This window comes from Shewanella bicestrii, assembly GCF_002216875.1.
Classification (GTDB): Bacteria; Pseudomonadota; Gammaproteobacteria; order Enterobacterales; family Shewanellaceae; genus Shewanella; species Shewanella seohaensis.
The window spans coordinates 2,737,902-2,762,842 of record NZ_CP022358.1 but is presented as its reverse complement, the minus strand read 5'-3'; the positions used below and the strand labels follow the sequence as shown (position 1 = coordinate 2,762,842).

Genomic DNA, 24,941 nt, shown 5'->3' with positions numbered 1-24,941 from the left:
CAACCATGCATAATGACCGAATAAATAGATTATTTGTGGCAATCTAGCTTTCCACTTTACGTAAACGTAAGGTTTTTAGTGTGAAACCAGTTTTTACTGGGATAATCTCAGACATTAGAACGATTCGCGTGCTGTCCCAAGAATGAAAGCCGCGTAATAACAATAAGATAGGACGGAAGTATGACTGAACAAGCTGTCGACCAGGCTCAACCAACAATCTCTCCAGAAGAAATGGAGAAAATGCGCCAAGAGTGGGTCAGAACTCAATTCCAAAAGGCGAACCGTTTTTTAGCGGAAAAAGGGGTGATCCCAAGTAAAGTGTTAGCCGACGAGAGCCGTTATCTGGCGCCTTATTTAGCGATTTGGAAAATGGAATCTAAGCGTCCTTCGGCCAAAACCTATTGGGTGATGTCTGGCGATTTACCGTCGGATTTCGTCGATGTCAAAGTCGCGAAAACGGCGCGTGATGCGATTCGTCATTTCTCTATGATGTGGCAGATGCAGGCCGAAAATTTAATCCGTTCAGGCGCGGTTCAACGCGATGCGACGCAGGCAAAATTTGCGCAATTATTAGTCTCACGTGCTGAGAGCCTGTATCGGATGCACAATGACGAAAAGCTTTGGAATACCAATGCTTAATCTTGTTTAATGGTAAAACAATAAAGGCACTCAGTAGAGTGCCTTTATTGTTTTAGGTGACGCTAATCTGTCGACCTAACGCAGTAGTGCGCTAAGGCTTAAGCTTCATCATCACTTAAATAATATAAGCCTTGATTGATTAGCTTGAGCAGTAGCGCTTGCACTTCGCCATGTTCACACAGTGCCATGGCGCTGTCGCTATCAAAGCTAACATGGTCGCTTAACTGAGTTAACACGGCTTCAGGTGTATTGGGTAGCTCATAAATTTCGCCATTGATAAATAAGCGAGATTGAGTATCGTTTTCTAAACGCAGCACTTTTAAGCCGCCGATGCGATTAACGCCAGCGCCTTGCTCAAACGCATCCTGCAGATCCTCGGCGTTATAGGCTTCTTCACCCTCACAAATATCCAGTTCAAAACGGTTTTGACTCAACAATTTACCCAGCACCACTTGGTAGCTTGTTGGATCTTGGGCGAGCTGGCTTAACAGCGACATGATCCCGAGCTGATGATCTTGACTGATCACGCCAGGATTCGCAGGCTCAGTCGCAGAGGTAAAACGCTGCTGACCTAAGTTATTGTCGAGCAGGTAATCGGCAACTTCACTGGCGAGTTCTTGTTGGCTCGGCGCGCGGTAACCAATTGAATAGCTTAAGGCTAAGGTTAAGGTTTCACCGCAGTGTGGGTAGCCAGGCGGAATATATAGCACGTCGCCTTTCTCTAATACCACGTCGATGATGGGCTCGAAGTCTTCCACCAGTGGCGAGTTCGGGTTACCGCCACGGCGTTGTTGCGGCGTGTTAGCACCCACAGTCCAACGACGCTCGCCTTCACCTTGGATGATAAACACATCGTAGTTATCAACGTGTGGACCGACACCGCCACTTGGCGTCGCGAATGACACCATCAAATCATCGAATCGCCAGTCGGGTAGAAAACGAAACGCTTCCACTAATGGCTGAGAGTCCGGATACCAATGGTTTACGGCTTGCACCAGTAATTGCCAGTGGGTTTCACCGTAATTGTCGTAATCCTCGAATGGGCCTTGGATCACTTCCCAGTTGTCTTTTTGAGTGACCACAATGCGCGAGGTGATTTCTTCTTCACAGGCAAGGCCTGCAAGCTCATCGGCGCTGATCGGATCTTCAAAGTTAGGGAAGGCACCCTTGATAACTACAGGTTTTTGTTGCCAGTGTTCCTTGAGGAACTGGGCGATATCGAGATTAAGTGTATACATAGTGTCAAAAAAGGCGACTACATCGAATGTAACCGCCTTAATCCTTATTTATGGCTGATAAACAATATCAGCTCGCGCATGTTTGCTATTGCGACTTAGCAAACTCCGCTGAGCTAAAAATATTAGTTAAGCTCGTCGACGAAGGCTTCAGCACGGCCAATGTAGTTGGCTGGCGTCATCTTCTTCAGCTCTGCTTTCACTTCTTCAGGCAGGGCTAAACCGTCGATGAATACTGCTAATTGCTGGGCATCGATACGCTTACCACGAGTCAGTTCTTTTAACTTCTCGTATGGCTTTTCAATACCATAGCGACGCATAACGGTTTGTACTGGCTCGGCTAGGACTTCCCAGTTTTGGTCGAGTTCGGCACGTAAATGATCTTCGTTCACTTGTAACTTACTGATGCCTTTTAAGGTGGCTTGGTAGGCGATCAGCGAGTGGGCAATACCCACGCCTAAGTTACGCAGTACGGTTGAGTCGGTCAGGTCACGTTGCCATCTTGATACTGGCAGCTTAGACGCTAAATGTTGCATCAGTGCGTTAGCAATACCAAGGTTACCTTCAGAGTTTTCAAAGTCGATTGGGTTGACTTTGTGTGGCATGGTTGATGAACCAATTTCGCCCGCAACGGTACGTTGCTTGAAGTGACCAAGGGCAATGTAACCCCAAACGTCACGGTCGAAGTCAATCAGGATAGTGTTGAAACGCGCGATAGCATCAAACAGTTCGGCGATGTAATCGTGTGGCTCGATTTGTGTGGTGTAAGCGTTCCAGTGCAGGCCTAAGCTGGTGACAAAACGCTCTGACAGTGCATGCCAGTTCACTTCTGGGTAAGCAGATAAGTGGGCGTTGTAGTTACCCACGGCGCCGTTAATTTTACCCATGACTTCAACAGCTGCGATTTGCTTGATTTGGCGCTCTAAACGCACAGCAACGTTGGCCATTTCTTTACCTAAAGTCGAAGGCGAAGCGGGTTGACCGTGGGTGCGTGACATCAATGGTACTGAGCGGTATTCAACGGCCAGTTTTTTGATGGCGCTGAGCAGTTCATTGCAGTATGGCAGAACCACTTGCTCACGGGCTTCGGTCAACATTAAGCCGTGGCTTAGGTTGTTGATGTCTTCTGAGGTACAGGCGAAGTGAACAAATTCACCCACAGCGGCGAGTTCGGCGTTGTCTGCGATTTTTTCTTTGATGAAGTATTCAACCGCTTTTACGTCGTGGTTGGTGGTGCTTTCAATGGCTTTCACGCGTAGCGCATCTTGCTCGCTGAAATTGTCTTTAATTGCATCTAACACCGCGATAGCAGACTCGCTCAGTGGCGGCACTTCGGTGATTTCTGGGCAATCGGCGAGTAATTTTAACCAGTTGATTTCAACTTGAACACGGTACTTAGTAAGACCGAACTCGCTGAAAATCCCTCGTAATGACGCTGTTTTACTACCGTAACGGCCGTCTACCGGAGAGATAGCAGTTAGTGCGGAAAGATCCATGTGAAGCTCCTTGATGAAAACTTATTTTATTATAGGGTAAGACTTTTCTTGGCTGTGTCTATGATGGCTTTACGGGCGAAGACTAAGTGTCGACGTTTACCGCCCAGTTGTCGCCATAACACAGCGCTGCGCATGGCTGCGAGCAGCAGGGCGCGAATTTTGTGTTGTACTATCGGACGTTGCAGGCACAGCGGATTGCCTGAGATCTGAATCTTAGGTCCAAGATTACTGATAATGTCGCTATAAATACTGGCCAGATTGGCAATGACTTGCTCGTCGGTGATCGCAAAATGATGTAGCTGGCGATTCACTTGATTAATACGTTCGGCAAGCATGGCTAAGCCGCTGTTAGAACGGGTTAATTTACGTTCAAGGGCCAAAATGCCGACCAGATAGCGAGTAATTTCCACATCTTTTTGACTGCTGTCGCCCAGTTGGTTTAACACCAACTTATAACCTTTGTGCAGCGCGGCCTTGTCTTGATAGACATCGGCGACGCTTTCAGGGTCGGTCACTAAAATGGTGTTTAAACTGGCCGCCAGCTCATCAGTGTCACTCTCACCATGACGGGCTAAATGCTGAACTTGCGCAATGGCCTGCAGTATTCCTGCAAAGGCCATGGTGCGATTATGGAGCTGCTCGTTCACGGCTTATCCTCGGATCAGTTGATCGATAATCCCGCCACCTAGGCACACTTCGCCATCGTAGAATACCGCTGATTGGCCAGGCGTTACGGCGGCAACAGGCTCGTCAAACACCACCTTGAGGGTATTGTCATCAAGATAGGTGAGGGTGCAGGGGATATCCTGCTGGCGGTAACGGGTTTTCACCACAATCTGGCTGCCTTCGGCGGGGCCTTTGCGGTCGACCCAATGCAATTGATTGACGAACATGCCGTTTGACATCAAACGTGGGTGATGTCCACCTTGGCCAACGACTAAGACATTACGTTTTAGATCTTTATCCACCACGTACCAAGGATCGTCATTGCTGTTTTTCATGCCGCCAATACCCAGACCCTTACGTTGGCCTAAGGTGTGGTACATCAAGCCTTGGTGCTTGCCAATGACTTCGCCTTCGGCGGTTTCGATATTGCCAGGTTGCGCCGGTAAGTAATTACCTAAGAACTCAGTGAATTTACGTTCACCGATAAAGCAAATGCCGGTGCTGTCTTTCTTATCATGGGTAATTAAGCCCATTTTTTTAGCGATTTCACGCACTTCGTGCTTTTCGAGTTCACCAACGGGGAACAGGCTACGCGCCACTTGCTCATGGCTTAACGTATAGAGGAAGTAGCTTTGATCCTTGTTGTTATCAACTCCGCGCAGCATTTGCGTGGTGCCATCGGCATTATCGCGGCGGCGCACATAGTGACCCATGGCGATATAGTCGGCATCGAGGATATCGTCGGCAAAGTCTAAAAAGGCTTTAAATTTGATTTCTTTGTTGCACATGATATCGGGGTTAGGGGTACGACCCGCCTTGTATTCGGCGAGGAAGTACTCGAACACATTGTCCCAATATTCGGCGGCAAAGTTGACCGTGTGCAGTTTGATCCCAAGCTTGTCGCAAACGGCTTGAGCATCTTTTAAATCTTCGGCGGCCGCGCAATACTCGTCGTTGTCATCTTCTTCCCAGTTCTTCATGAAAAGGCCTTCAACCTGATAGCCTTGCTGCATAAGCAAATAGGCTGAAACAGATGAATCAACACCGCCGGACATGCCGACAATGACTTTTTTTCCTGTATGAGTAGGTTCGATTGATGTCATAGATCCTAAAAACCATTGAGTATATGTATTGGTTAGCCGTGAAAGTGGCTCACCTTGGTGGGCCACTTTCACGTTAAAATCTGCGTCTTCGCTTAGACTGTGTTTGATGGCAGACAAGCGGGCGATTCATCGAGCGGGTGTTTGCTAAAACAGCGCTTAAATGCCGTGTTGAATCGCGAATTTACGCGGGGGCGTATTCTATCACGCCTTGTCGCTTGGGGCTATCTTTGACATCCCGTTAGACGCTGACTATTGAGTAACTCCAGGGAGTAGGTTTGCCCCTGTTGCTGCTGATGGCGGTAATCCCTAAGGCAATCGAGTACCAATGGGCTACGAAGCTGCTCCATTTTGGCTTCGATTTGCTCAAAGCTCAGCCAATGGGCTGCATCGATATCCGCATCCTGTGGCTGAGGGGGAAGCAGTGCATCGACTTGTACGAAAAAGGTAAAGCGCACAAAAGCGAGTGCTTCACTGGCACTAAACTGATAAATCCCCACTAAGCCTTGGGGTTCGAGATCCAGCCCAGTTTCTTCGAGCACTTCACGTTTACAGGCTTGGATCAGACTCTCATTCGCTTCTAAATGGCCGGCGGGCTGGTTAAAGCGCTGCTCGCCATCGATCCACTCTTCCACTAACAGATACTTATCTGCGGTAGGCGCGTGGATAATACAGGCTACAGTCACATTGGGTTTGTATCTGAGTTTTTCTGCCACGTTAATCACCTTTTTATCTGTTGGTTGGGCACTGCGATATCCTGTTTAGTGCTCTTGCGGTGTTACATCACTAAGCCATTTGGATGCATTTATGCTCACCTGTCGCTAAATCATCTAGACTCCATTGGCCTATTTTATAACGAATGAGTCTTAAGGTCGGAAAACCAATATGGGCCGTCATCCGCCGAACTTGGCGATTGCGCCCTTCGTGGATTTGAATTTCCAGCCAAGTGGTAGGGATGTTTTTTCGCTCACGGATCGGCGGATTACGCGGCCAAACATTCGGCGTCGCCATGATGCTGACTTTAGCGGGGAGTGTCATACCATCTTTTAATTCAACCCCTTGGCGCAGTTTCGCTAAATCTGTTTCCGTGGGCTCTCCCTCGACTTGCACCCAATAGGTTTTAAAGGTTTTCTTTTTCGGTTCAGTCAGTTTGGCCTGAAGTTGACCGTCGTTGGTGAGGAGTAACAAGCCTTCACTGTCGCGATCCAATCGCCCTGCGGCGTACACACCCGGAATAGGGATGTAATCCTTTAAGGTCTTGCGGCCTTGCTCATCGGTAAATTGGCATAGGACATTAAACGGCTTATTAAATAAGACGATCATCGGCTCGCCTTGGGGTTTTGTGCGTACAGCCGAAGTGCGCTGCTGGGGGCGAGGCTTGTCGCCGCTACGCTCAGCATTGTTTCGCTTAGCGTTTGCCCCTTGCTGTAAACTTGGCTTGGCATTTTTGGCGAAGGTACGAGGTTTCTTGGCGCTATTGCGGTTATCCGCCGGATTGGCTCGCCCTGTAGCGGGGCGTTTGCCGCTGGCGCGTGGGCTGGATGGGGTTGCTGACGTGCTGTTTTTGTTCATGGTATGGCTAATAGTCGCTGTAAGCTGACGACCGAACTTAAAAGTTTGAGGACGTGTATCAATAATCTGTACACAGTGTACTTGGCATTCGCCGTTAGTGGAATTTGAATATTACTGCGAATGCTCTATGATGTCGGCCTGAAAATGTGATCTACGCCTAAATGTTTGTTAGGTATTAATGAGTCGATTTACCCACGTTGGCGAACGCAAAGAGGATGTTGCCGCGGGTTTTGAGGTAGCAGAGGCGTTCACGATTGCCTCGATAGAGAATTCCGCCGTGCCAATGTTTGTTCGTCATGATATAAAATTATTATAAAAATATTAAATTTTACAATAATGTAGGATGTAACATGAAAGATAACTCACCAACAATTATTTATACCGAAACCGATGAAGCACCAGCGCTAGCAACGCTTTCTCTGTTACCTATCATCAAAACCTTTACTGATGCGGCGGGTGTTGCGGTTGAAACCCGTGATATTTCTTTATCGGGCCGTGTGATTGCTAATTTCCCTGAAAAACTGACTGACGCGCAAAAGATTGGCGATCACTTAGCTGAGCTGGGTGAATTAGCGAACCAACCTGAAGCTAACATCATTAAACTGCCAAACATCAGTGCCTCAATCCCGCAGTTAAAAGCTTGTATTTTAGAGCTGCAACAGAAAGGTTACGATATTCCAAATTATCCTGACGAGCCAAAGACTGACGAAGAAAAGTCTATCAAAGCCCGTTACGACAAGATCAAAGGCAGTGCGGTAAACCCAGTACTGCGTGAAGGTAACTCTGATCGCCGCGCGCCGCTGTCAGTGAAAAACTTCGCGAAGAAAAACCCACACTCAATGGGTAAGTGGACCAAAGAGTCTCAATCACATGTTGCTCACATGAGCGAAGGTGACTTCTACGGTAGCGAGCAGTCAGTGACGCTGGCTAACGCAGACACAGTTAACATCGTACTGTCGCAAAAAGACGGTCAAGAAGTGGTATTGAAATCTGGCCTGAAACTGCTAGCTGGTGAGATCATCGACGCGTCAGTGATGAGCAAAAAAGCCTTAGTGAGCTTCTTAGAGCGCGAAATCGCCAATGCCAAGGCTGAAAACGTGTTGTTATCACTGCACCTTAAAGCCACCATGATGAAAGTGTCTGATCCCATCATGTTCGGCCACGCAGTGAAAGTGTTCTTCAAACCCGTGTTTGATAAACATGCGTCATTATTTGCTGAGCTAGGCGTTGATGTGAACAACGGCTTTGGCGATGTATACGCCAAAATCGCTGGTTTACCAGCCGATGTCCGTGCACAAATTGAAGCGGATATCGCCGCCGTTTATGCTGAGCGTCCAGCGCTGGCGATGGTAGATTCTGACAAAGGTATCACCAACTTACACGTACCAAGCGACATCATTATCGATGCTTCTATGCCTGCTGCTATTCGTTCATCAGGCCAAATGTGGGGCCCTGATGGCAAGTTGCACGACACTAAAGCGCTGATCCCAGACCGTTGCTACGCGGGTGTGTATCAAGAAACTATCGCTTTCTGTAAAGAACACGGTGCCTTCGATCCAAGCACTATGGGTAGCGTGCCAAACGTTGGTCTGATGGCGCAAAAAGCCGAAGAATACGGTAGCCACGATAAAACCTTCGAAATCCCAGCGGATGGCGTAGTTAACGTGATTGATGCCAGTGGCAAAGCGTTAATGAGCCACAACGTTGAAGCGGGCGATATTTGGAGAATGTGCCAAGTTAAAGATGCGCCAATTCGCGACTGGGTGAAATTAGCTGTACGCCGTGCACGCTTAAGCAATACTCCTGCGGTATTCTGGTTAGATGCGAATCGTGCCCACGATGCGCAGTTGATCGCTAAAGTGAAGCAATATCTGCCTGAGCATGATACTGACGGTTTAGAAATCAGCATCATGTCACCAGAAGAAGCGACTCGCTTCTCATTAGTGCGTATTAAAGAAGGTAAAGATACTATTTCTGTTACCGGTAACGTACTGCGTGACTACCTGACTGACTTGTTCCCAATTCTCGAACTGGGTACCAGTGCTAAGATGCTGTCTATCGTGCCATTAATGAATGGTGGCGGCCTGTTCGAAACGGGTGCGGGCGGTAGTGCGCCTAAACACGTACAACAGGTTGAAAAAGAAGGTCACTTACGTTGGGACTCTCTGGGTGAATTCCTGGCTTTAGCAGCTTCTTTAGAGCATTTAAGCCAAACAGTGGGTAACCCTAAGGCGCAAGTACTGGCGGATACTTTAGATCAAGCCATCGGTCAGTTCTTAGATAGCAATAAGTCGCCATCAAGACGCGTTGGTGAGTTGGATAACCGTGGTAGCCATTTCTATCTGGCGATGTACTGGGCACAAGCGTTAGCCGCTCAAACCAAAGACGAGCAGTTACAAGCTCACTTTATTCCATTAGCGCACGCTTTAAGCGCCAATGAGCAAGTGATTGTTGCTGAGCTAAACAACGCGCAAGGTGCACCAGTGGATTTAGGCGGTTACTATCGTTTAGACGCCGCAAAAGCTGAAAAAGCCATGCGCCCAAGCGAGACATTGAACAAGCTATTAATTGCTTAACGATTTATCGTTAACTTAGCATTCATACTGAAAGGCCTGCATTGCAGGCCTTTTTTATCACACTTAATCTTCGAGAATGCTAACAATCGCCCAATAAAAAGGCAGGGATAAATCCCTGCCTTTTAGATCATTGGCCTCACCAAACGTTATTTTGTTGGTGAAATGGCTGAAGCGTGCATTCCTTTTGGACCCTGTTCTACTTCGAATTGAACTGGTTGGCCTGCTTTTAGAGTTCTATAGCCTTCCATTTCAATGGTAGAATAGTGTGCAAAAACGTCCTCGCCACCTTGATCAGGGCAAATAAACCCGAATCCTTTGGCGTTGTTGAACCATTTAACAGTTCCGCTTGCCATACTTCCACTTCCTTCTGTTGTCTACTTACCAGTAAGATAGTAAAACCTGTATAGACGGGATTGTTTCACCGTCTGAGCTACAGAATGTAAGGAGTAAAAGCGGAAGTCAAGCTAAAATTAACAAAGAGGTAACAACTAATTAATTTGAAGATAGCAATTGGAAGAGGCCAACACGAGAGGCTAGTATTAAAAAATGGGTAAGACAGGAAACATAGAACACGTTGAAGAGCGTGTGGAATCTGAGTTAATGCCACCTTCGATGTATAAGGTGATCCTCAATAATGACGATTACACTCCAATGGATTTTGTGATCGAAGTGCTGCAAATCTTCTTTCGCAAGAATGAGCAGGAAGCCACAGATATCATGTTGACTATTCATCACCAGGGAAAGGGTATCTGCGGGATTTTCCCCTACGGCATTGCAGAAACTAAGGTGATACAAGTAAATCAATTTGCAAGACAAAACCAACATCCGTTACTGTGTTCGTTAGAGAAGGCTTAACAGCGCTTACTCTGTTGTCAGTTGTTAATTTTGGGGGTGCTTATGCTGAACAAAGATCTGGAAGTCACCTTAAATCTGGCGTTTCAGCAAGCCAGAGAGGCACGTCACGAGTACATGACAGTTGAACATCTGTTATTGGCTCTGATAGACAACCCTGCGGCTCAAGAAGCGCTAATCGCCTGTGGAGCGAATTTAGATAAACTCAGAGATGAAGTAGCAAGCTTTATCCAACAAACCACCCCAATCATTGCGGATATGGATGATGATAAAGAAACCCAGCCGACGCTTGGGTTTCAGCGGGTGCTGCAACGCGCCGTTTTCCATGTGCAGTCTTCGGGCCGCAATGAAGTCACCGGTGCCAATGTGCTGGTGGCGATTTTTAGTGAGCAGGAATCCCAAGCAGTGTATCTGCTGCGTCGCAGTGATATCAGCCGTTTAGATGTGGTGAACTATATTTCCCATGGCTTTTCAAAAAATGAGGACAGCGACGCCCATCAAGATCACGAACGCATCGAAGATCAAACTGAAGCGGGTGAAGAGCGCAGCATGTTGTCGCAGTTTGCGAGCAATCTAAACCAGCTTGCAAAACAAGGAATTATCGACCCACTCATCGGCCGCGATCAAGAAATTGAACGGGCAATTCAAACCCTGTGCCGTCGCCGTAAAAATAATCCGCTCTTAGTGGGTGAGGCTGGCGTGGGTAAAACTGCGATTGCCGAAGGCTTGGCCTATCGAATCGTCAATAATCAAGTGCCAGAGGTGATGTCGCAGGCGACAGTTTATTCCCTCGACTTAGGCTCCTTGCTTGCTGGCACTAAATACCGTGGCGATTTTGAAAAACGTTTCAAGAGTCTGCTTAAAGAACTCAGCGCCGATAAACACGCCATTTTATTTATTGATGAAATTCACACCATCATTGGTGCGGGCGCCGCATCGGGTGGGGTGATGGATGCGTCGAACCTACTTAAGCCATTATTATCGAGCGGTAATTTGCGTTGCATGGGCTCGACCACCTTCCAAGAATATCAAAGCATTTTTGAGAAGGACCGTGCACTGGCGCGTCGTTTCCAGAAGGTCGATATCAATGAGCCTTCAGTGGCCGAAACCACAAAAATTCTCATGGGGCTTAAGGCTAAGTACGAAGAGTACCATGGAGTGCGTTATACCCAAGCGGCGATTAATAGCGCGGCTGAGCTGTCGGCAAAACACATTAATGACCGGCATTTACCCGATAAAGCCATCGATGTGATCGATGAGGCGGGTGCGCGAATGGCCATGTTGCCACAGAGCAAACGTAAGAAAACCATCGGTCAGGCCGAGATTGAAACCATAGTGGCTAAGATTGCTCGGATCCCAGAAAAGTCGGTCTCTGCCACCGACAAAGACTTACTGCGTAATCTTGAGCGCAATCTCAAGATGGTGGTCTTTGGTCAAGACAAGGCGATTGAATCCTTAAGCTCGGCGATTCGTTTATCTCGCAGTGGGTTAGGTACGGATAAAAAGCCTGTGGGTAGCTTCTTATTTGCGGGCCCAACCGGGGTTGGTAAGACAGAAGTCACCAATCAGTTAGCCAGTTGCCTTGGCATGAAACTGGTGCGCTTTGATATGTCTGAGTACATGGAAAGCCATACGGTTTCTCGCTTAATTGGTGCGCCTCCAGGTTATGTGGGCTATGACCAAGGTGGTTTACTCACCGATGCTGTGATTAAGAATCCCCATTGCGTGGTGCTGCTCGATGAAATTGAGAAGGCTCACCCTGATGTGTATAACCTGTTGCTGCAAGTCATGGATCACGGCACCTTGACCGATAACAACGGTCGCAAGGCGGACTTTAGGCATGTCACCTTAGTGATGACGACAAACGCAGGTGTTCAGGAAACGATCCGTAAGTCCATTGGTTTTACTCAGCAGGATCATACCCAAGATGCCCTGTCGGAAATCAATCGGGTCTTTTCACCAGAGTTCCGTAACCGTTTAGATTCCATCATTTGGTTCAACCATTTAGATATGACCATCATTGCCAAAGTGGTGGATAAATTCTTGGTGGAATTGCAGGCACAACTGGATGCGAAACATGTGGTGCTGGAAGTCAGCGATGAAGCCAGAACCTTACTCGCCGAGAAAGGCTATGATAAGAGCATGGGTGCACGACCAATGGCCCGTGTGGTGACTGAGCTGATTAAACGTCCGTTAGCGGATGAGATCCTCTTCGGTGCGCTAGAACATGGCGGTATTGCCCATGTCGATGCGAAGGAAGGGGAAATTGTCATCCACACCGAACGGCATGAGAAGAGTACCAGCAAAGCGTAAATGCTTTGAAACCCAATAAAAATGGCTGCAATTGCAGCCATTTTTCTGATCTTTCGCCAACAAAAAAACCCGGCCTCGCCGGGTTTTTCAACTAAGGGGTACTATTAGCGTGCGCGGAAGACAATACGACCTTTGGTCAGATCATAAGGAGTCAACTGAACGGTAACTTTGTCACCAGTCAGAATGCGGATGTAGTTTTTGCGCATTTTGCCAGAAATGTGGGCTATCACCACATGACCATTTTCAAGCTCTACGCGGAACATTGTGTTTGGCAAGGTTTCAAGGATAGTGCCTTGCATTTCAATGTTGTCTTCTTTCGCCATTAATTAGTTATCCCATTAGCCTTCGAATATAAAAAACGGGCGTATCATGCCGCAAATTCACCTTGCTGTAAAGGGGAAGTGCCTAGCAAACTTGGGAATACTCCCAGCCTTGGGGGGTTAAAATCTGATAAGGGCGGTATAAGCGCTTGTAGGACATTTTTCGATTTGCATCAATTTGATACCCGAGATAAAGAAATTCTTTATCCTGTAATTTTGCTAAGCGGCACTGGAGTAAAATGAGCAGTGAACCAAGGGAGCGACGTTCTTCATCGGGGTCAAAATAACTGTAAATAGCCGACAAACTATTGGGGAGCGTATCTGTCACTGCCACCGCTAAAAGTCGATTACCATCATAGACTTCGATAAAGGTTGGCGGTAGCCAATGGCAAAATAAGAACTGCTCATACTGCGACTTACTCGGGGGAAACATGGGGCCATCTAAGTGGCGCTCACGAATGTATTTTTCATACAAGGCGTATTGGGCCTCGGTATGCTCTGAGGTTATACGCCAAGTTAAATCGCGGTTATGGGCTAAAGTGCGTTTTTGTCGTTTAGAAGGCATGAATTCATTGATCGGCAGACGAATCGGCTGACAGGCACTGCAACGAGGACAGCGAGGTTTATAAATGGCACTGCCACTGCGGCGAAAACCTATGGCTAATAGGCGATCAAATAAAATGGGGTCGAGGGTTTCCTCTTGGATAACCAACAGTTGTTCTTGCTGTCCATCGAGATAACTGCAGGGGAAGATTTGGCTTATCCCAATGGCGATGGGCGTGTTACTCGCGTTAGAGTTCAAGAGTGACCTCACTCGGTATCCAAGCCGCTGGGTTGACGGGCTTATCCCTAAACTGAGTTAAGAGTTGAATAAAATCAGCGCGTTTCACCGGTTTGGCTCCTAGGCTCTCAAGGTGGGGATTCATCACCTGTGCGTCAATCAATTTAAAATTCATTGTGATGAGATGCTGTTGTAGCACCGCCATGGCCGCCTTTGACGCGTTGGTTTCGCGGTGGAACATGGATTCCCCGCAAAAAACTTGGCCGATCGCAAGGCCATAAAGCCCGCCAATTAATCGCTCGCCGTGCCAGACTTCGATGGAATGGGCATGGCCATTATGATGTAACTCGCGGTAAGCCATTTGAATTTCATGGGTTATCCAAGTGCCGGCTTGTTTACGCCGAGGTTGAGCGCAGCCCGCCATCACATCGGTAAAGGCATGGTTGATGGTGAATCGCCAGGGCTGTTTTTTTAAATATTTGCGTAAACTGGTGCTGATATTCACTTGGCCAGGAATAAAAATGGCGCGGGGGTCAGGTGACCACCATAAGATGGGATCGTCGGCGTTAAACCAAGGAAAAATGCCGTGATAATAGGCGGTCAATAAACGTTCAGGGCGAAGATCGCCGCCTATCGCCAATAAGCCGTTTGGATCGGTTAGGGCGAGTTCGGGTGAAGGAAAAGCTTCAAATTCGTGATTCAGAAAAGACAGTGAGTTCACAATTGCGTATGATTCAGTAATAGACCCTTATACTAAGTTAGCGGAAATTCGGATATGTGGAAACCTACACTAGCGAGCTTTATGTTTATTTGTGCTTTAGTGATTTCTCCCGTGCAAGCAGGCTACGATCGTAATCAGGCTGTGCCGGTCGAAAAAGTCCTCTATGGCGATATCAACTCGGTACGCAATATCACCGAAACCCAATTGATTGAAGACAGAAACCAAGGTTGGAAAACCTTTGGCGGCGCCTTAGCGGGCGGGGTGATTGGCCATCAATTTGGTGGCGGCTCAGGCCAAGATATCGCGACCGTATTGGGGGCCTTGATTGGCGCTGGTGTTGGTAATCGCTATGGCAGTGGCACCACAGTACAATCACTTAAGCTAGTGGAGCTGATGATCACTCAGGAAGATGGCACGCAAGTCATGGTGATCCAAGATTATGATCCTGGCATGGTATTCAATGCGGGGGATAGGGTACGTGTGGTGTACCTGCAAGGTGGGGTTCGCGTTGATTTAGCCATGTGATACAGTACGAACTTAAGCGTAACTGCCTATAATCAATAAAAAAGTGTAAACGGTGATGGAATGACACGGACAGAACTAACCCAATATTTAGCCGATTTTTTGCGCGTATCGGCCTTTAAAGATTACGCCCCGAATGGGTTACAGGTTGAAGGGAAAACAGAGATCCGCACCATAGTGACAGGTGTGACGGCGTGCCAAGCGTTAATCGATGAAGCGATTCGCCTCAAAGCCGATGCGATTTTGGTTCACCATGGTTTTTTCTGGAAGAGTGAACCAGAGGTGATCACCGGCATGAAGCAGCGGCGGATCAAAGCCTTACTCGCCCATGATATCAACCTGTTTGGTTATCACTTGCCCTTAGATGCTCATCCTATGTTGGGTAACAATGCCACACTTGGCCGTCAACTTGGGATCCTCGATGCCGAAGCGGTTGAAGATGTGGCGCAGGGGCTCGTGTGGCGTGGCAAACTGGATTTACCTGTTAGTGCCAGTGAATTTGCCGCGACCTTAGGTGATGTACTTGGCAGAACGCCACTGCATATTGGTGAAAGTTCGGATGAAATCCAGCACTTAGCTTGGTGTACCGGTGGCGCTCAGGATTATATCGATATTGCCGCAAGCCTTGGGGTCGATGCGTTCATCAGTGGCGAAGTGTCCGAGCGGACGTTCCACAGCGCGGTGGAGCAGGGTATTCACTATTATGCTGCGGGTCACCATGCGACCGAGCGTTTTGGTATTGAGGCACTGGGGCGCCATCTCGCCCGCGAATTTAATTTAGTGCACCATTTTGTGGATATCGCTAACCCTGTCTAATGGCGTTGCCTTATCGACATCTTGCAAACAAAAGGCGAGCCATGCTCGCCTTTGTCTTATGTAAATTACCCCTAAATTTAAGTCAGCCTCAGTTTGAATAAGCCTTAGTTTAAATAAGCCCCAGGGTCGATAGGATAAAAATGCCTAAGGTGCAGGTGAGCAGTGAGCAAACTGTGGTGAGGGCGATAATATTGGCCGCTAGGGTAGCATTTCCCCCCATGGCCCGCGCCATCACATAACTTGCGGCCGCCGTGGGCGCGGCGCTCATCAAAAACACTAAGGCTAATTCCACACCGCGATAGCCAAGTATTAAGGCTCCTAGGGTGATGAACAGTGGCGCAAAGATCAGTTTTAAGGCGGTCGAGAACCAAGTGGAATATTTTTCATGTCTGAGCGAGCCAATATCCAGTGAGCCGCCAGTGCACAGCAGTGCTAAGGGGAGCGTCATATTGGCAAAGTATTGTCCGGCATCGAGGACCATTTTAGGAACCGGGATCGCCAGCAGATAAAACAGCATGCCGAGCATAATGGCAATGATCAGCGGGTTTTTGGTGATGGTTTTAATGATCACCGCAAAGGCGCGGCGGCTCGATTCTTCTCCCCGCGGGCTTAAACAAATCACGGCTTGGATATTGTAGAGCAGTGTCATGGATGCCACATAAACGGCTGCTAAAGCAACACCCGATTCGCCATAGGCATTAGAGACATAGGCTAGGCCGATAATGGCGGTATTGGCTCTAAATCCCCCTTGAATGATGACGCCCTGATCCTTCGGCTCGGGGAAAAATCGTTTCGTCGCGTAGGTCGAGAGAATAAAAAACAATAAGTTGGCTACTAAGCCATAACCGATTAACGGCGCACTGGCGGCAAGATCGTGGTGCGAGCTAATGATGCTGAGAAACAACAGCGCGGGCAGGGTGACATTAAAAACCAGCTTAGAGGCGACATCAATAAAGTGCTCATCGATCACTTGGGTGCGTTTAAGCATCACGCCTAAGGCTAACATTAAACAGATGGGACCGGTTATTGAAGCAGAAAACAACAACTGCTCAATGATATTGCCCATAACTTCTCCTCGAAAATTCCATAGTGCGTTGCCGCGACACAGTGCGGCTTAGCTATTACAAAAGCTATTACAACAGCGATTCCAACACCGATTACAGCTCAGCCAGGACAGCTTAGTGATTGCGGCCTCGCAATTAACGCTTAGCCACAGGCGCGATAGTGTCCCACTGTAAGCCGCTTGTCGAGAGCGCATTCGGTTAGGCTACCAGAAAAAGCGTAAAGGGATGTTTTTACCAACAAATAAGGCCGCATTTAATGCGGCCTTATGTCGGTTTAGCAGTAGCTTGACTCGTGTTTACTTCACACGCATGCCAGGCTGTGCGCCTTCATGGGGTTCTAAAATCCACAAATCGCTACCACCAGGGCCTGCTGCCAGTACCATGCCTTCTGACATGCCAAAACGCATCTTACGTGGTGCAAGGTTGGCGACCATCACAGTCAACTTACCTTCGAGATCTTCAGGCGAGTAGGCCGATTTAATGCCCGCAAATACCTGACGGGTTTCGCCGCCGATATCCAATTGCAGTTTTAACAGTTTGTCGGCTTCGGCTACATGCTCGGCTTTAACGATACGCGCAATACGCAGATCGATTTTAGCGAAATCTTCATAGTTGATGGTGTCGCTAATCGGATCGCTCGCCAATGGGCCCTTAGGCGCTTCAGGCTCGCTCGTGGCTTGCAGGTTTTCTTTAGAGTCGGCCACCATAGCGTTAACCTTTTCTAATTCAACGCGTTGCATCATGGCTTTGAATGGTGCAATTTCGTGTCCCGCCATATCTTGGCCTAAGCTATCCCAAGTTAAAGTCTGTTGGAAGAAGGCTTCAACATCCAGCGCTAAACGTGGCAACACAGGTTTTAAGTAAGTGACCAGAATACGGAACAGGTTCAGGGCGTTCGAGCACACTTGGTGCGCGGCTTCCTGTTGATCGTCTTGCTTCACTAACTGCCAAGGCGCCGCATCGGCGACAAAACCGTTGGCGATATCGGCTAGTGCCATGATTTCGCGCATCGCTTTACCGTATTCGCGGGTTTCATAAAACTCGGCGATTTGCTCTTGCTTAGCTAAAAACGCATCCGTGAGCGTGGTGTCGGCTATCTTGGCCAACTTGCCATCGAAACGCTTAGTGATAAAGCCTGCAGTACGAGACGCTAGGTTAACGAGTTTGCCCACTAAGTCTGAGTTTACGCGCTGAACGAAGTCTTCTAAATTCAGGTCGAGATCGTCGATACGGCTGCTCAGCTTGGCGGCGTAGTAGTAGCGTAAGTATTCAGGATCTAAGTGGTCTAAATAGGTGCGCGCCTTAATAAAGGTACCCTTAGATTTAGACATCTTAGCGCCGTTCACTGTCACATAACCGTGGGCGTAGACGCTGTTAGGTTGACGGTAGCCCGAGCCATGGAGCATGGCGGGCCAGAACAGGCTGTGGAAGTAAACGATGTCTTTACCGATAAAGTGGTAAACTTCGGCCTTAGAATCCTTAGCCCAAAATTCGTCAAAACTCAGCTCTGGGCGTTTGTCACAGAGGTTTTTGAATGAGCCCATGTAGCCGATAGGCGCATCTAACCATACGTAGAAGTATTTGCCCGGTGCATCTGGGATCTCAAAACCAAAGTAAGGTGCATCGCGGGTGATGTCCCATTGCTGCAGACCCTGTTCGAACCATTCATCGAGTTTGTTGGCCATTTCGGTTTGCAGTGCACCCGAACGAGTCCACTCTTTGAGCATGTCTTCGAAAGCGGGTAAGTCGAAGAAGAAGTGCTCGGTGTCCTTCATCACTGGCGTCGCGCCAGAGACGGCCGACTTAGGATTAATCAGCTCAGTTGGGCTGTAAGTTGCGCCGCAGGCATCGCAGTTGTCGCCGTATTGATCCGGTGATTTACACTTAGGACAGGTGCCTTTTACGAAGCGGTCTGGCAGGAACATCGACTTTTCAGGGTCAAATAATTGCGAAATGCTCTTGCTCTTGATATAGCCGTTAGCACGCAGTTTTAAGTAAATATCGCTCGCCAGCACGCGGTTTTCTTCACTGTGGGTGCTGTGATAATTATCGAAGGCGATATTAAAATCGGCGAAATCCTGCTGATGCTCTTTGTTGACTTGCGCGATCATTTCTTCAGGCGCCATGCCTAATTGTTGCGCCTTGAGCATAATCGGTGTGCCGTGGGCGTCATCGGCACAAATATAGTGGCACTCATGTCCACGAAGCTTTTGATAACGCGACCAGATATCCGTCTGGATGTATTCCAGCATGTGACCTAAATGAATCGGTCCGTTCGCGTAGGGAAGTGCGCTGGTCACGAGAATTTTACGTTGTGAAGTTGCCATCTTGTCTCAAATATCGTGGTGGGCCAAAAATAATGGTAGAGATACTAACCGATTACAGGATGATTTTCATCAAAACCTGAGTCGATTGGGTTAAAACTGCGCTAATGTTTTTGTCATTATCTGGTACACTTGGGCAAATTTATTGGTGGGGGTAATTCTTTTGTCTTCAACTCAAACTGATTATCGTTTAAGTGACGATCTTCTCGGGCCCGTTCTGGCCATTCTCGATGCATATATCGACCCGTATTTAGCGAAGGGGTTAGTGAGCGCAGGATGCGTGAATAAATTGGCGATTGAAGGTAAGCGTTTGCAGCTTGGCTTAGTCTATCCATACCCTTGCATGACGCAATATCGTGATACTGTCATGGCCATCACCAACAAACTCGCGGTGCTGGATGCCATCGACGAAGTTGAGTGTGAAATCGATTTCCAACCAAAAGTGTATTCGGCGATTGCCTCTATTGCACCGATTGCCAATGTGAAGCAAGTGATTGCCGTCGCGTCCGGCAAAGGCGGTGTGGGTAAATCGACCACGGCGGTTAACCTTGCCTTAGCTTTGGCTGCCGAAGGTGCCCAGGTCGGTATTTTAGATGCCGATATTTATGGTCCTTCCGTCCCATTAATGCTTGGGATCCCCAACTTCAGACCCGTTTCCCTTGATGGTAAACACATGAGCGCCGCCAGTGCCCACGGTATTGCAGCTCAATCAATTGGTTTTATGTTAAGTGGTGATGAAGCCGCAGTATGGCGTGGTCCTATGGCGGCGGGCGCGCTTGCGCAGCTGCTCAATGAAACCCAGTGGCCTGAACTCGATTATCTGGTGGTCGACATGCCGCCGGGGACTGGCGACATTCAATTGACCCTGTCGCAAAAAGTGCCTGTCAGTGGCGCTGTGATCGTGACTACCCCGCAGGACATCGCACTGGCCGATGCCAAGAAAGGCATCACCATGTTCCAGAAGGTGAATATCCCCGTCCTTGGGATTGTTGAGAATATGAGTTTCCATTTATGCCCCGAGTGTGGTCATAAAGAACACCCATTTGGTACGCACGGTGGCAGTAAAATGGCCGAGCGTTATCAAGTTCCATTGTTAGGCGCCTTACCGCTGCACATCAATATCCGTGAAGCCATGGATGTGGGGGCGCCATCGGTTGTGGCCGAGCCTGACAGTGAAGTGGCGGCACTTTATCGGGAAATTGCCCGTAAAGTGGGCGCCGAATTGGCTCTCAAACAGAGCCAAAAAACAGTTTCTATTAGCGTATCAGATGACGAGTAAGGTTTAAGGGTATGAATTCTCAGCAGTGTGTCATTATTGCAATTGCTGGCGCGTCAGCATCGGGCAAGAGTTTAATTGCCAAGACGATTTTTGACGAACTTCGCCGCGATTTAGGCACAGATCAGATTGGGGTAATTAACGAAGACGCGTACTACCGCGATCAGACTCATTTATCCATGGATGAGCGTGTGTTAACAAACTACGACCATCCCAAAGCGTTAGACCATCAGCTGCTATGCACGCACTTGCAGTTGCTAAAGTCTGGCGAAGCTGTTGATATTCCTTGCTATAGCTATACCGAACATACGCGTATGGCCGAAACCGTAAAAATGACGCCGAAAAAAGTGATCATTTTAGAAGGCATCCTGCTGTTAACAGACCCTAAATTGCGTGAATTGATGGATGCGAGCGTGTTTATGGATACGCCGCTGGACATTTGCTTCCTGCGCCGCTTAACCCGCGACGTGGCCGAGCGTGGCCGTACAATGGAATCGGTGATTTCACAGTACAAGAAAACAGTGCGTCCTATGTTCCTGCAATTTATTGAACCTTCAAAACAATACGCTGATATTATCGTGCCTCGCGGCGGTAAAAACCGCATCGCGACCGATATTTTGAAGACTCGTATTCAACATCTACTGGCAAAATAACGACTAAAACTCAGGGAGTAAAAGGCAAGATGCGCTTAACCGATATCGAAATTGAACAGGCCCTTGATAACGGCACGATTGTGATTGAACCTCGCCCAAGCAACGATGCGATTTCTGGTGTGAGTGTCGATGTGCGATTAGGGGGGCAATTTCGCGTCTTTAAAGATCATACCGCGCCTTTTATCGACCTGAGTGGTCCGAGTACGGAAGTGCAGGCGGCGCTTGATCGGGTGATGAGCGAAATCATCGAAATCCCTGACGGCGAAGCCTTCTTCCTCCATCCCGGTGAATTGGCGCTTGCCGTGACCTATGAAAGCGTGACACTGCCAGCTGATATCGTCGGTTGGCTCGATGGCCGCTCTTCACTGGCGCGTTTAGGCCTGATGGTGCACGTCACTGCGCACCGAATTGATCCGGGTTGGCAGGGTAAAATCGTGCTCGAGTTTTATAACAGTGGTAAGTTGCCTTTGGCGCTGCGTCCACGGATGACTATTGGTGCGTTAAACTTTGAACGTTTAAGTGGCCCAGTGGCGCGTCCTTACAACAAGCGTAAAAACGCGAAATATAAAGATCAGCAAGATGCGGTCGCCAGCCGTATCAGTCAGGACTAATACCCTTGATTTGGGTTAATGGGGTATCACAGGCAAGCATTGCTCCCATGGACAGAGGGCTTGCCTATGGTGATGGCCTATTTGCCACGATGCGAACCGATGCGCATGGCATTTTGTTTTTTGAGCAGCACCAAGCCCGTCTTACGGCAGGCGCTGCGCGGCTAGGGTTTGACTGGCAAATGAGTCAAACCCTAAGTCAACAACTCGATACTCTCGCCAAGCAATACCCGCAGCACTGTATTAAATTGATGCTCACACGGGGCGTGGGTGGCCGTGGCTATGCGCCGCCAGAGCAGGTTCAAGTCACTGAAGTCGTCTCAGTTCATCCTATTCCTGCCCAATATGCTTTGTGGCAGCAACAGGGCATTCGCCTTGCTACGTCAGCGGTCCAATTAGGTCATCAACCTTTATTGGCGGGCATAAAGCACCTTAATCGCCTCGAGCAAGTGTTGATCAAATCCCAGCCCTTACCACAGGGATTTGATGATTGGTTAGTGCTGGATTGCACTGGGCAGGTGATCGAGTCTTCGATGGCGAATATCTTTTTTGTCAAAGGCAATCAAGTGATTACCCCGTCGTTGGAACGCTGCGGCGTCGCGGGTGTGATGCGCGAGCAAGTTATGTTAGCCTTACTTGCACAGCAGATGAATATCGATTGTTTGCCGTTTGGCGCCGAGCGTTTAGTGGAGTTTGACTCGGCATTTATCACTAACAGCGTCTTAGGCGTAGTGGATGTGCTGGCGATTGACTCGCACACTTTTACTCCTTCTCCTTTGACAGCAGATCTTAGACAAACACTTTCACTCTCACTATGAAAAAAATCATTCTGATCGCAAGTTCTACTTTGTTGACCTTGCTGACCTTAGCTTGTTTGGTTGGTTATTGGGGCTATCGAACGATTATTGATTACAGCCAAGCCCCCTTAGTGCTAACCGAAGCCAAAGAATTAACCATTGCCCGTGGCACTAGCGTGCACCAGTTGGCCCAGCAGTTAGAAACCGATGGTGTTATCCAAGACAAATGGAAACTCAAATGGTTACTGAGATTGCGCCCAGAGCTGGCGAAGATCCGTACCGGTCTTTACGAGATGTCTCCTTCGCAGTCGATTGCCGACTTACTCAACGATTTAGTGAATGGTAAGGTGAAAACCTTCAGCCTGACCTTAGTCGAAGGCAAAACCATTGCCGAGTGGGAACAACAACTCGCGAGTGCGCCGCACTTACAGTTGTCTCCCGAAGTCTTTAGTGCGGTTTTGATGGAGCAGGGCGACGATTCGGCGCTGCCCGAAGGTAAATTCTTCCCCGATACTTACCATTACACCGCCGATAGCGATGCTAAGACGCTGCTCACCCAAAGTTATAAGATGATGGAGCAGGAGCTTGCCAAAGCATGGGCGGAGCGTGTGCCCGGTTTACCACTCAAATCGCCCTACCAGATGCTGATCTTGGCATCGATCGTTGAGAAAGAAACTGGCCAAGCCTTCGAGCGCGATCAAATCGCCGGCGTCTTTATCAATCGACTCAACTTGGGGATGAAGCTGCAAACCGATCCCACGGTCATTTATGGCATGGGGGACAGATTTAAAGGCAATATCACCCGTAAAGATCTCGTCGAAGAGACCCCCTTTAACACTTACCGGATTTTCGGTTTACCGCCTACGCCGATTGCTGCGCCGAGTAAGGCCTCATTGCAGGCGGTGTCTAAGCCTGCCAAGGTCAGTTATTTGTATTTTGTGTCGCGCAACGATGGCACCCATGTGTTTTCGACCACCTTGGAAGAGCATAACCGCGCCGTCGATATTTATCAGAGAAAGAAAAAATGACCCAAGCATCCGCCAAATTCATCGTTGTTGAAGGACTAGAAGGCGCAGGCAAATCGAGTGCGATTGCCCTTATTCGCGATTTTATTGAAAAGCACACCGGCCTCGCACCTGTTTGCACCCGCGAGCCAGGCGGTACGCCGCTGGCCGAGCGTATTCGTGACTTAGTGAAAATTGCCGACCCAAGCGATCCTCTGTGTGATGAGTCCGAATGTTTATTGATCTACGCCGCCAGAGCTCAGCTCGTCGCCAATGTGATCAAACCTGCGCTGGCAGAAGGCAAGTGGGTGTTAGGGGATAGGCATAATTTGTCGTCCTTAGCTTACCAAGGCGGTGGACGCGGCTTAATGCCCTTAGTCGAAGCCGTGAGTAACGCGACGCTCAAAGGCTTTAAACCCGATTTAACCCTCTATCTTGACCTTGATCCTAAGCTTGGGCTGCAGCGCGCAGCAAAGCGGGGCGAGCTTGATAGAATCGAGCAACAAGCCATCGACTTTTTTGAACGGGCGCGCGCAACTTACCTCAAGCTTGCCAGCGAAGATGAGCAGATTGTCGTCATCGATGCCAGCCAAACCATGGCCGAAGTGCATAAAGATATTCTGGCCGTGTTACAGGCGATGGCATGGTAACGCAAAGCGGATTTGATGTATTAACCCTGCCTTGGCTCGATGCGCCAAGACAGGCGTTTTTAACCCAGTTACAAACTCAAAAAGTCCCCCACGCGCAACTCGTGGGTATCGATTCCGCCTATGGCGGTGAACTCTTGAGTGTGTTTATGGCGCGCGCCGCCATGTGTTCACAACCCACTCCTGCGGGCGGATGCGGTTTTTGTAAGTCCTGCCAGTTATTTGATGCGGGTAATCACCCCGATTTTTATCAAATTGAGGCCGATGGTCATCAAATTAAAGTCGACCAAATCCGTGAGCTGTGTACTCGCCTGAGTGCAACCGCCCAGCAGAGTGGTCGGCGTGTCGCCATCATTCACCACAGCGAGCGCCTGAACTCAGCCTCCGCGAATGCGTTACTCAAGACGCTCGAAGAGCCGGGCAAAGACACTTTACTGCTATTACATTCCGATACGCCCGCGCGTTTAATGGCAACGATCAGCAGTCGCTGCCAACGGCTTCCCTTTGTGGCGCCGTCTAAGATGTTGATCAAAAACTGGTTAATTCAGCACTGTCAGATCCAAGAGGATGTGACTTGGTGTTTAAGTGTGGTTGGCGGCCCATTAAAGTTGGCCGAAAGTTTGCAAACAGATGGGACACAACCGAGTCGCTATCAAACTTTGTTAGGTTTTCGCAAAGATTGGGCGCAAAGTTTGTCGTCAGGCCATCTGTGTGCTAGTTTGTTAACGATAAGTGAACAACAAATCATTGATGCTCTTAAGGTTTTATACTTACTCCTGAGACAAATTTTATTGAAGTACGGCGACCAAGATGCGTTTGTGCAAGCGCAAATAGGGAACTTGGCGGCGAAAATCATGGGAATGTGTCATAGCTTAAGTGCAATGCCGAGTGTCAATTATTTAGGCTTGTGTCAAAGTTATGTCTTAGAATATAGAGAAATAACAAATAAGTAACATGCC

Annotated in this window: 25 protein-coding genes; 13 read left to right on the top strand and 12 right to left on the bottom strand. The window is 48.5% G+C overall.

All coding sequences use genetic code 11. The annotated features are described in order from the left end of the window. Positions 1–180: 180 nt before the first annotated feature. Positions 181–639: a DUF4826 family protein gene (locus CF168_RS12005; protein ID WP_023265484.1), complete on the top strand. Its 459-nt coding sequence runs from the start codon at positions 181–183 to the stop codon at positions 637–639. A 98-nt stretch (positions 640–737) separates the two neighbouring features. Here the strand turns inward: CF168_RS12005 and CF168_RS12000 are convergent, their stop codons facing one another. The 6 genes from CF168_RS12000 to CF168_RS11975 all read right to left on the bottom strand — a co-directional run bounded on the left by CF168_RS12000 (position 738) and on the right by CF168_RS11975 (position 6,708). Further along, positions 738–1,877 (bottom strand): cupin domain-containing protein, encoded by a 1,140-nt coding sequence (locus CF168_RS12000; protein ID WP_089067988.1) that lies wholly within the window; start codon positions 1,875–1,877, stop codon positions 738–740. A 122-nt stretch (positions 1,878–1,999) separates the two neighbouring features. Next, the gene (purB, locus tag CF168_RS11995) at positions 2,000–3,370 is read right to left on the bottom strand and encodes an adenylosuccinate lyase (protein WP_011716764.1); all 1,371 of its coding nucleotides are present in this window, start codon (positions 3,368–3,370) and stop codon (positions 2,000–2,002) included. A 29-nt stretch (positions 3,371–3,399) separates the two neighbouring features. Continuing rightward, complete coding sequence (gene hflD / locus CF168_RS11990; RefSeq protein ID WP_430980744.1) at positions 3,400–3,990, bottom strand: high frequency lysogenization protein HflD; 591 nt, start codon at positions 3,988–3,990, stop codon at positions 3,400–3,402. A 30-nt stretch (positions 3,991–4,020) separates the two neighbouring features. Next, positions 4,021–5,139, bottom strand: coding sequence for a tRNA 2-thiouridine(34) synthase MnmA (gene mnmA / locus CF168_RS11985; protein WP_055648406.1), 1,119 nt, complete (start codon positions 5,137–5,139; stop codon positions 4,021–4,023). Positions 5,140–5,360: 221 nt separating this feature from the next. Beyond that, a complete protein-coding gene (locus tag CF168_RS11980; RefSeq protein WP_089067986.1) occupies positions 5,361–5,852 on the bottom strand; it encodes an NUDIX hydrolase in 492 nt (163 codons plus the stop codon). Between the two features lie 70 nt (positions 5,853–5,922). Then, complete coding sequence (locus CF168_RS11975) at positions 5,923–6,708, bottom strand: rRNA large subunit pseudouridine synthase E (RefSeq protein WP_167373629.1); 786 nt, start codon at positions 6,706–6,708, stop codon at positions 5,923–5,925. A gap of 350 nt (positions 6,709–7,058) precedes the next feature. Here CF168_RS11975 and CF168_RS11970 point away from each other — a divergent pair, with 350 nt between their 5' ends. Further along, positions 7,059–9,284 (top strand): NADP-dependent isocitrate dehydrogenase, encoded by a 2,226-nt coding sequence (locus CF168_RS11970; RefSeq protein ID WP_089067985.1) that lies wholly within the window; start codon positions 7,059–7,061, stop codon positions 9,282–9,284. Positions 9,285–9,430: 146 nt separating this feature from the next. Here the strand turns inward: CF168_RS11970 and cspD are convergent, their stop codons facing one another. Next, positions 9,431–9,637, bottom strand: a complete 207-nt coding sequence (cspD, locus tag CF168_RS11965) for a cold shock domain-containing protein CspD (RefSeq protein ID WP_011072576.1) — start codon at positions 9,635–9,637, stop codon at positions 9,431–9,433. Positions 9,638–9,830: 193 nt separating this feature from the next. Here cspD and clpS point away from each other — a divergent pair, with 193 nt between their 5' ends. Beyond that, a complete protein-coding gene (clpS, locus tag CF168_RS11960) occupies positions 9,831–10,139 on the top strand; it encodes an ATP-dependent Clp protease adapter ClpS (RefSeq protein ID WP_011622425.1) in 309 nt (102 codons plus the stop codon). A gap of 42 nt (positions 10,140–10,181) precedes the next feature. Then, positions 10,182–12,449, top strand: coding sequence for an ATP-dependent Clp protease ATP-binding subunit ClpA (gene clpA, locus CF168_RS11955; RefSeq protein WP_086903585.1), 2,268 nt, complete (start codon positions 10,182–10,184; stop codon positions 12,447–12,449). 104 nt (positions 12,450–12,553) lie between these two features. On the opposite strand, the gene infA is transcribed toward clpA, so the two are convergent. From infA to aat, 3 genes are all read right to left on the bottom strand, one after another. After that, positions 12,554–12,772 carry a translation initiation factor IF-1 gene (gene infA, locus CF168_RS11950; RefSeq protein WP_006081934.1) on the bottom strand — a complete coding sequence of 73 codons (219 nt, stop codon included), beginning with the start codon at positions 12,770–12,772 and terminating at the stop codon, positions 12,554–12,556. A gap of 82 nt (positions 12,773–12,854) precedes the next feature. Next, positions 12,855–13,571: an arginyltransferase gene (locus CF168_RS11945; protein WP_089067984.1), complete on the bottom strand. Its 717-nt coding sequence runs from the start codon at positions 13,569–13,571 to the stop codon at positions 12,855–12,857. Continuing rightward, entirely contained in the window at positions 13,561–14,271 is a 711-nt protein-coding gene (aat, locus tag CF168_RS11940; RefSeq protein WP_089067983.1) for a leucyl/phenylalanyl-tRNA--protein transferase, read from the bottom strand. The genes CF168_RS11945 and aat overlap by 11 nt, the downstream gene beginning before the upstream one ends. A 54-nt stretch (positions 14,272–14,325) precedes the next feature. On the opposite strand from aat, the gene CF168_RS11935 reads away from it, so the two are divergent. Together CF168_RS11935 and CF168_RS11930 are read left to right on the top strand one after the other, a co-directional pair. Then, positions 14,326–14,796, top strand: coding sequence for a glycine zipper 2TM domain-containing protein (locus CF168_RS11935; protein WP_069455124.1), 471 nt, complete (start codon positions 14,326–14,328; stop codon positions 14,794–14,796). Positions 14,797–14,856: 60 nt separating this feature from the next. Continuing rightward, positions 14,857–15,609 (top strand): Nif3-like dinuclear metal center hexameric protein, encoded by a 753-nt coding sequence (locus CF168_RS11930; protein WP_089067982.1) that lies wholly within the window; start codon positions 14,857–14,859, stop codon positions 15,607–15,609. A 109-nt stretch (positions 15,610–15,718) separates the two neighbouring features. Here CF168_RS11930 and CF168_RS11925 read toward each other — a convergent pair whose 3' ends face one another. Both CF168_RS11925 and metG read right to left on the bottom strand, forming a co-directional pair. Next, a complete protein-coding gene (locus CF168_RS11925; protein WP_089067981.1) occupies positions 15,719–16,675 on the bottom strand; it encodes an AEC family transporter in 957 nt (318 codons plus the stop codon). Between the two features lie 294 nt (positions 16,676–16,969). Further along, entirely contained in the window at positions 16,970–19,000 is a 2,031-nt protein-coding gene (gene metG, locus CF168_RS11920) for a methionine--tRNA ligase (RefSeq protein ID WP_089067980.1), read from the bottom strand. Positions 19,001–19,160: 160 nt separating this feature from the next. On the opposite strand from metG, the gene apbC reads away from it, so the two are divergent. Genes apbC through holB form a run of 7 tightly spaced genes read left to right on the top strand, consistent with a single transcriptional unit; the run spans position 19,161 to position 24,935 of the window. Then, complete coding sequence (gene apbC, locus CF168_RS11915) at positions 19,161–20,276, top strand: iron-sulfur cluster carrier protein ApbC (RefSeq protein ID WP_089067979.1); 1,116 nt, start codon at positions 19,161–19,163, stop codon at positions 20,274–20,276. 11 nt (positions 20,277–20,287) lie between these two features. Beyond that, a complete protein-coding gene (udk, locus tag CF168_RS11910) occupies positions 20,288–20,926 on the top strand; it encodes a uridine kinase (protein WP_089067978.1) in 639 nt (212 codons plus the stop codon). Positions 20,927–20,955: 29 nt separating this feature from the next. Then, positions 20,956–21,537, top strand: a complete 582-nt coding sequence (gene dcd, locus CF168_RS11905; protein ID WP_055648412.1) for a dCTP deaminase — start codon at positions 20,956–20,958, stop codon at positions 21,535–21,537. A gap of 5 nt (positions 21,538–21,542) precedes the next feature. Continuing rightward, on the top strand, positions 21,543–22,352 hold the full coding sequence (pabC, locus tag CF168_RS11900; RefSeq protein ID WP_089067977.1) for an aminodeoxychorismate lyase: 810 nt from the start codon (positions 21,543–21,545) through the stop codon (positions 22,350–22,352). Next, entirely contained in the window at positions 22,349–23,359 is a 1,011-nt protein-coding gene (gene mltG, locus CF168_RS11895; protein ID WP_089067976.1) for an endolytic transglycosylase MltG, read from the top strand. Before pabC ends, mltG begins: the two co-directional genes overlap by 4 nt. After that, entirely contained in the window at positions 23,356–23,985 is a 630-nt protein-coding gene (gene tmk / locus CF168_RS11890; RefSeq protein ID WP_011622437.1) for a dTMP kinase, read from the top strand. The genes mltG and tmk overlap by 4 nt, the downstream gene beginning before the upstream one ends. Continuing rightward, positions 23,979–24,935, top strand: coding sequence for a DNA polymerase III subunit delta' (holB, locus tag CF168_RS11885; protein WP_089067975.1), 957 nt, complete (start codon positions 23,979–23,981; stop codon positions 24,933–24,935). Before tmk ends, holB begins: the two co-directional genes overlap by 7 nt. Positions 24,936–24,941 lie beyond the last annotated feature (6 nt).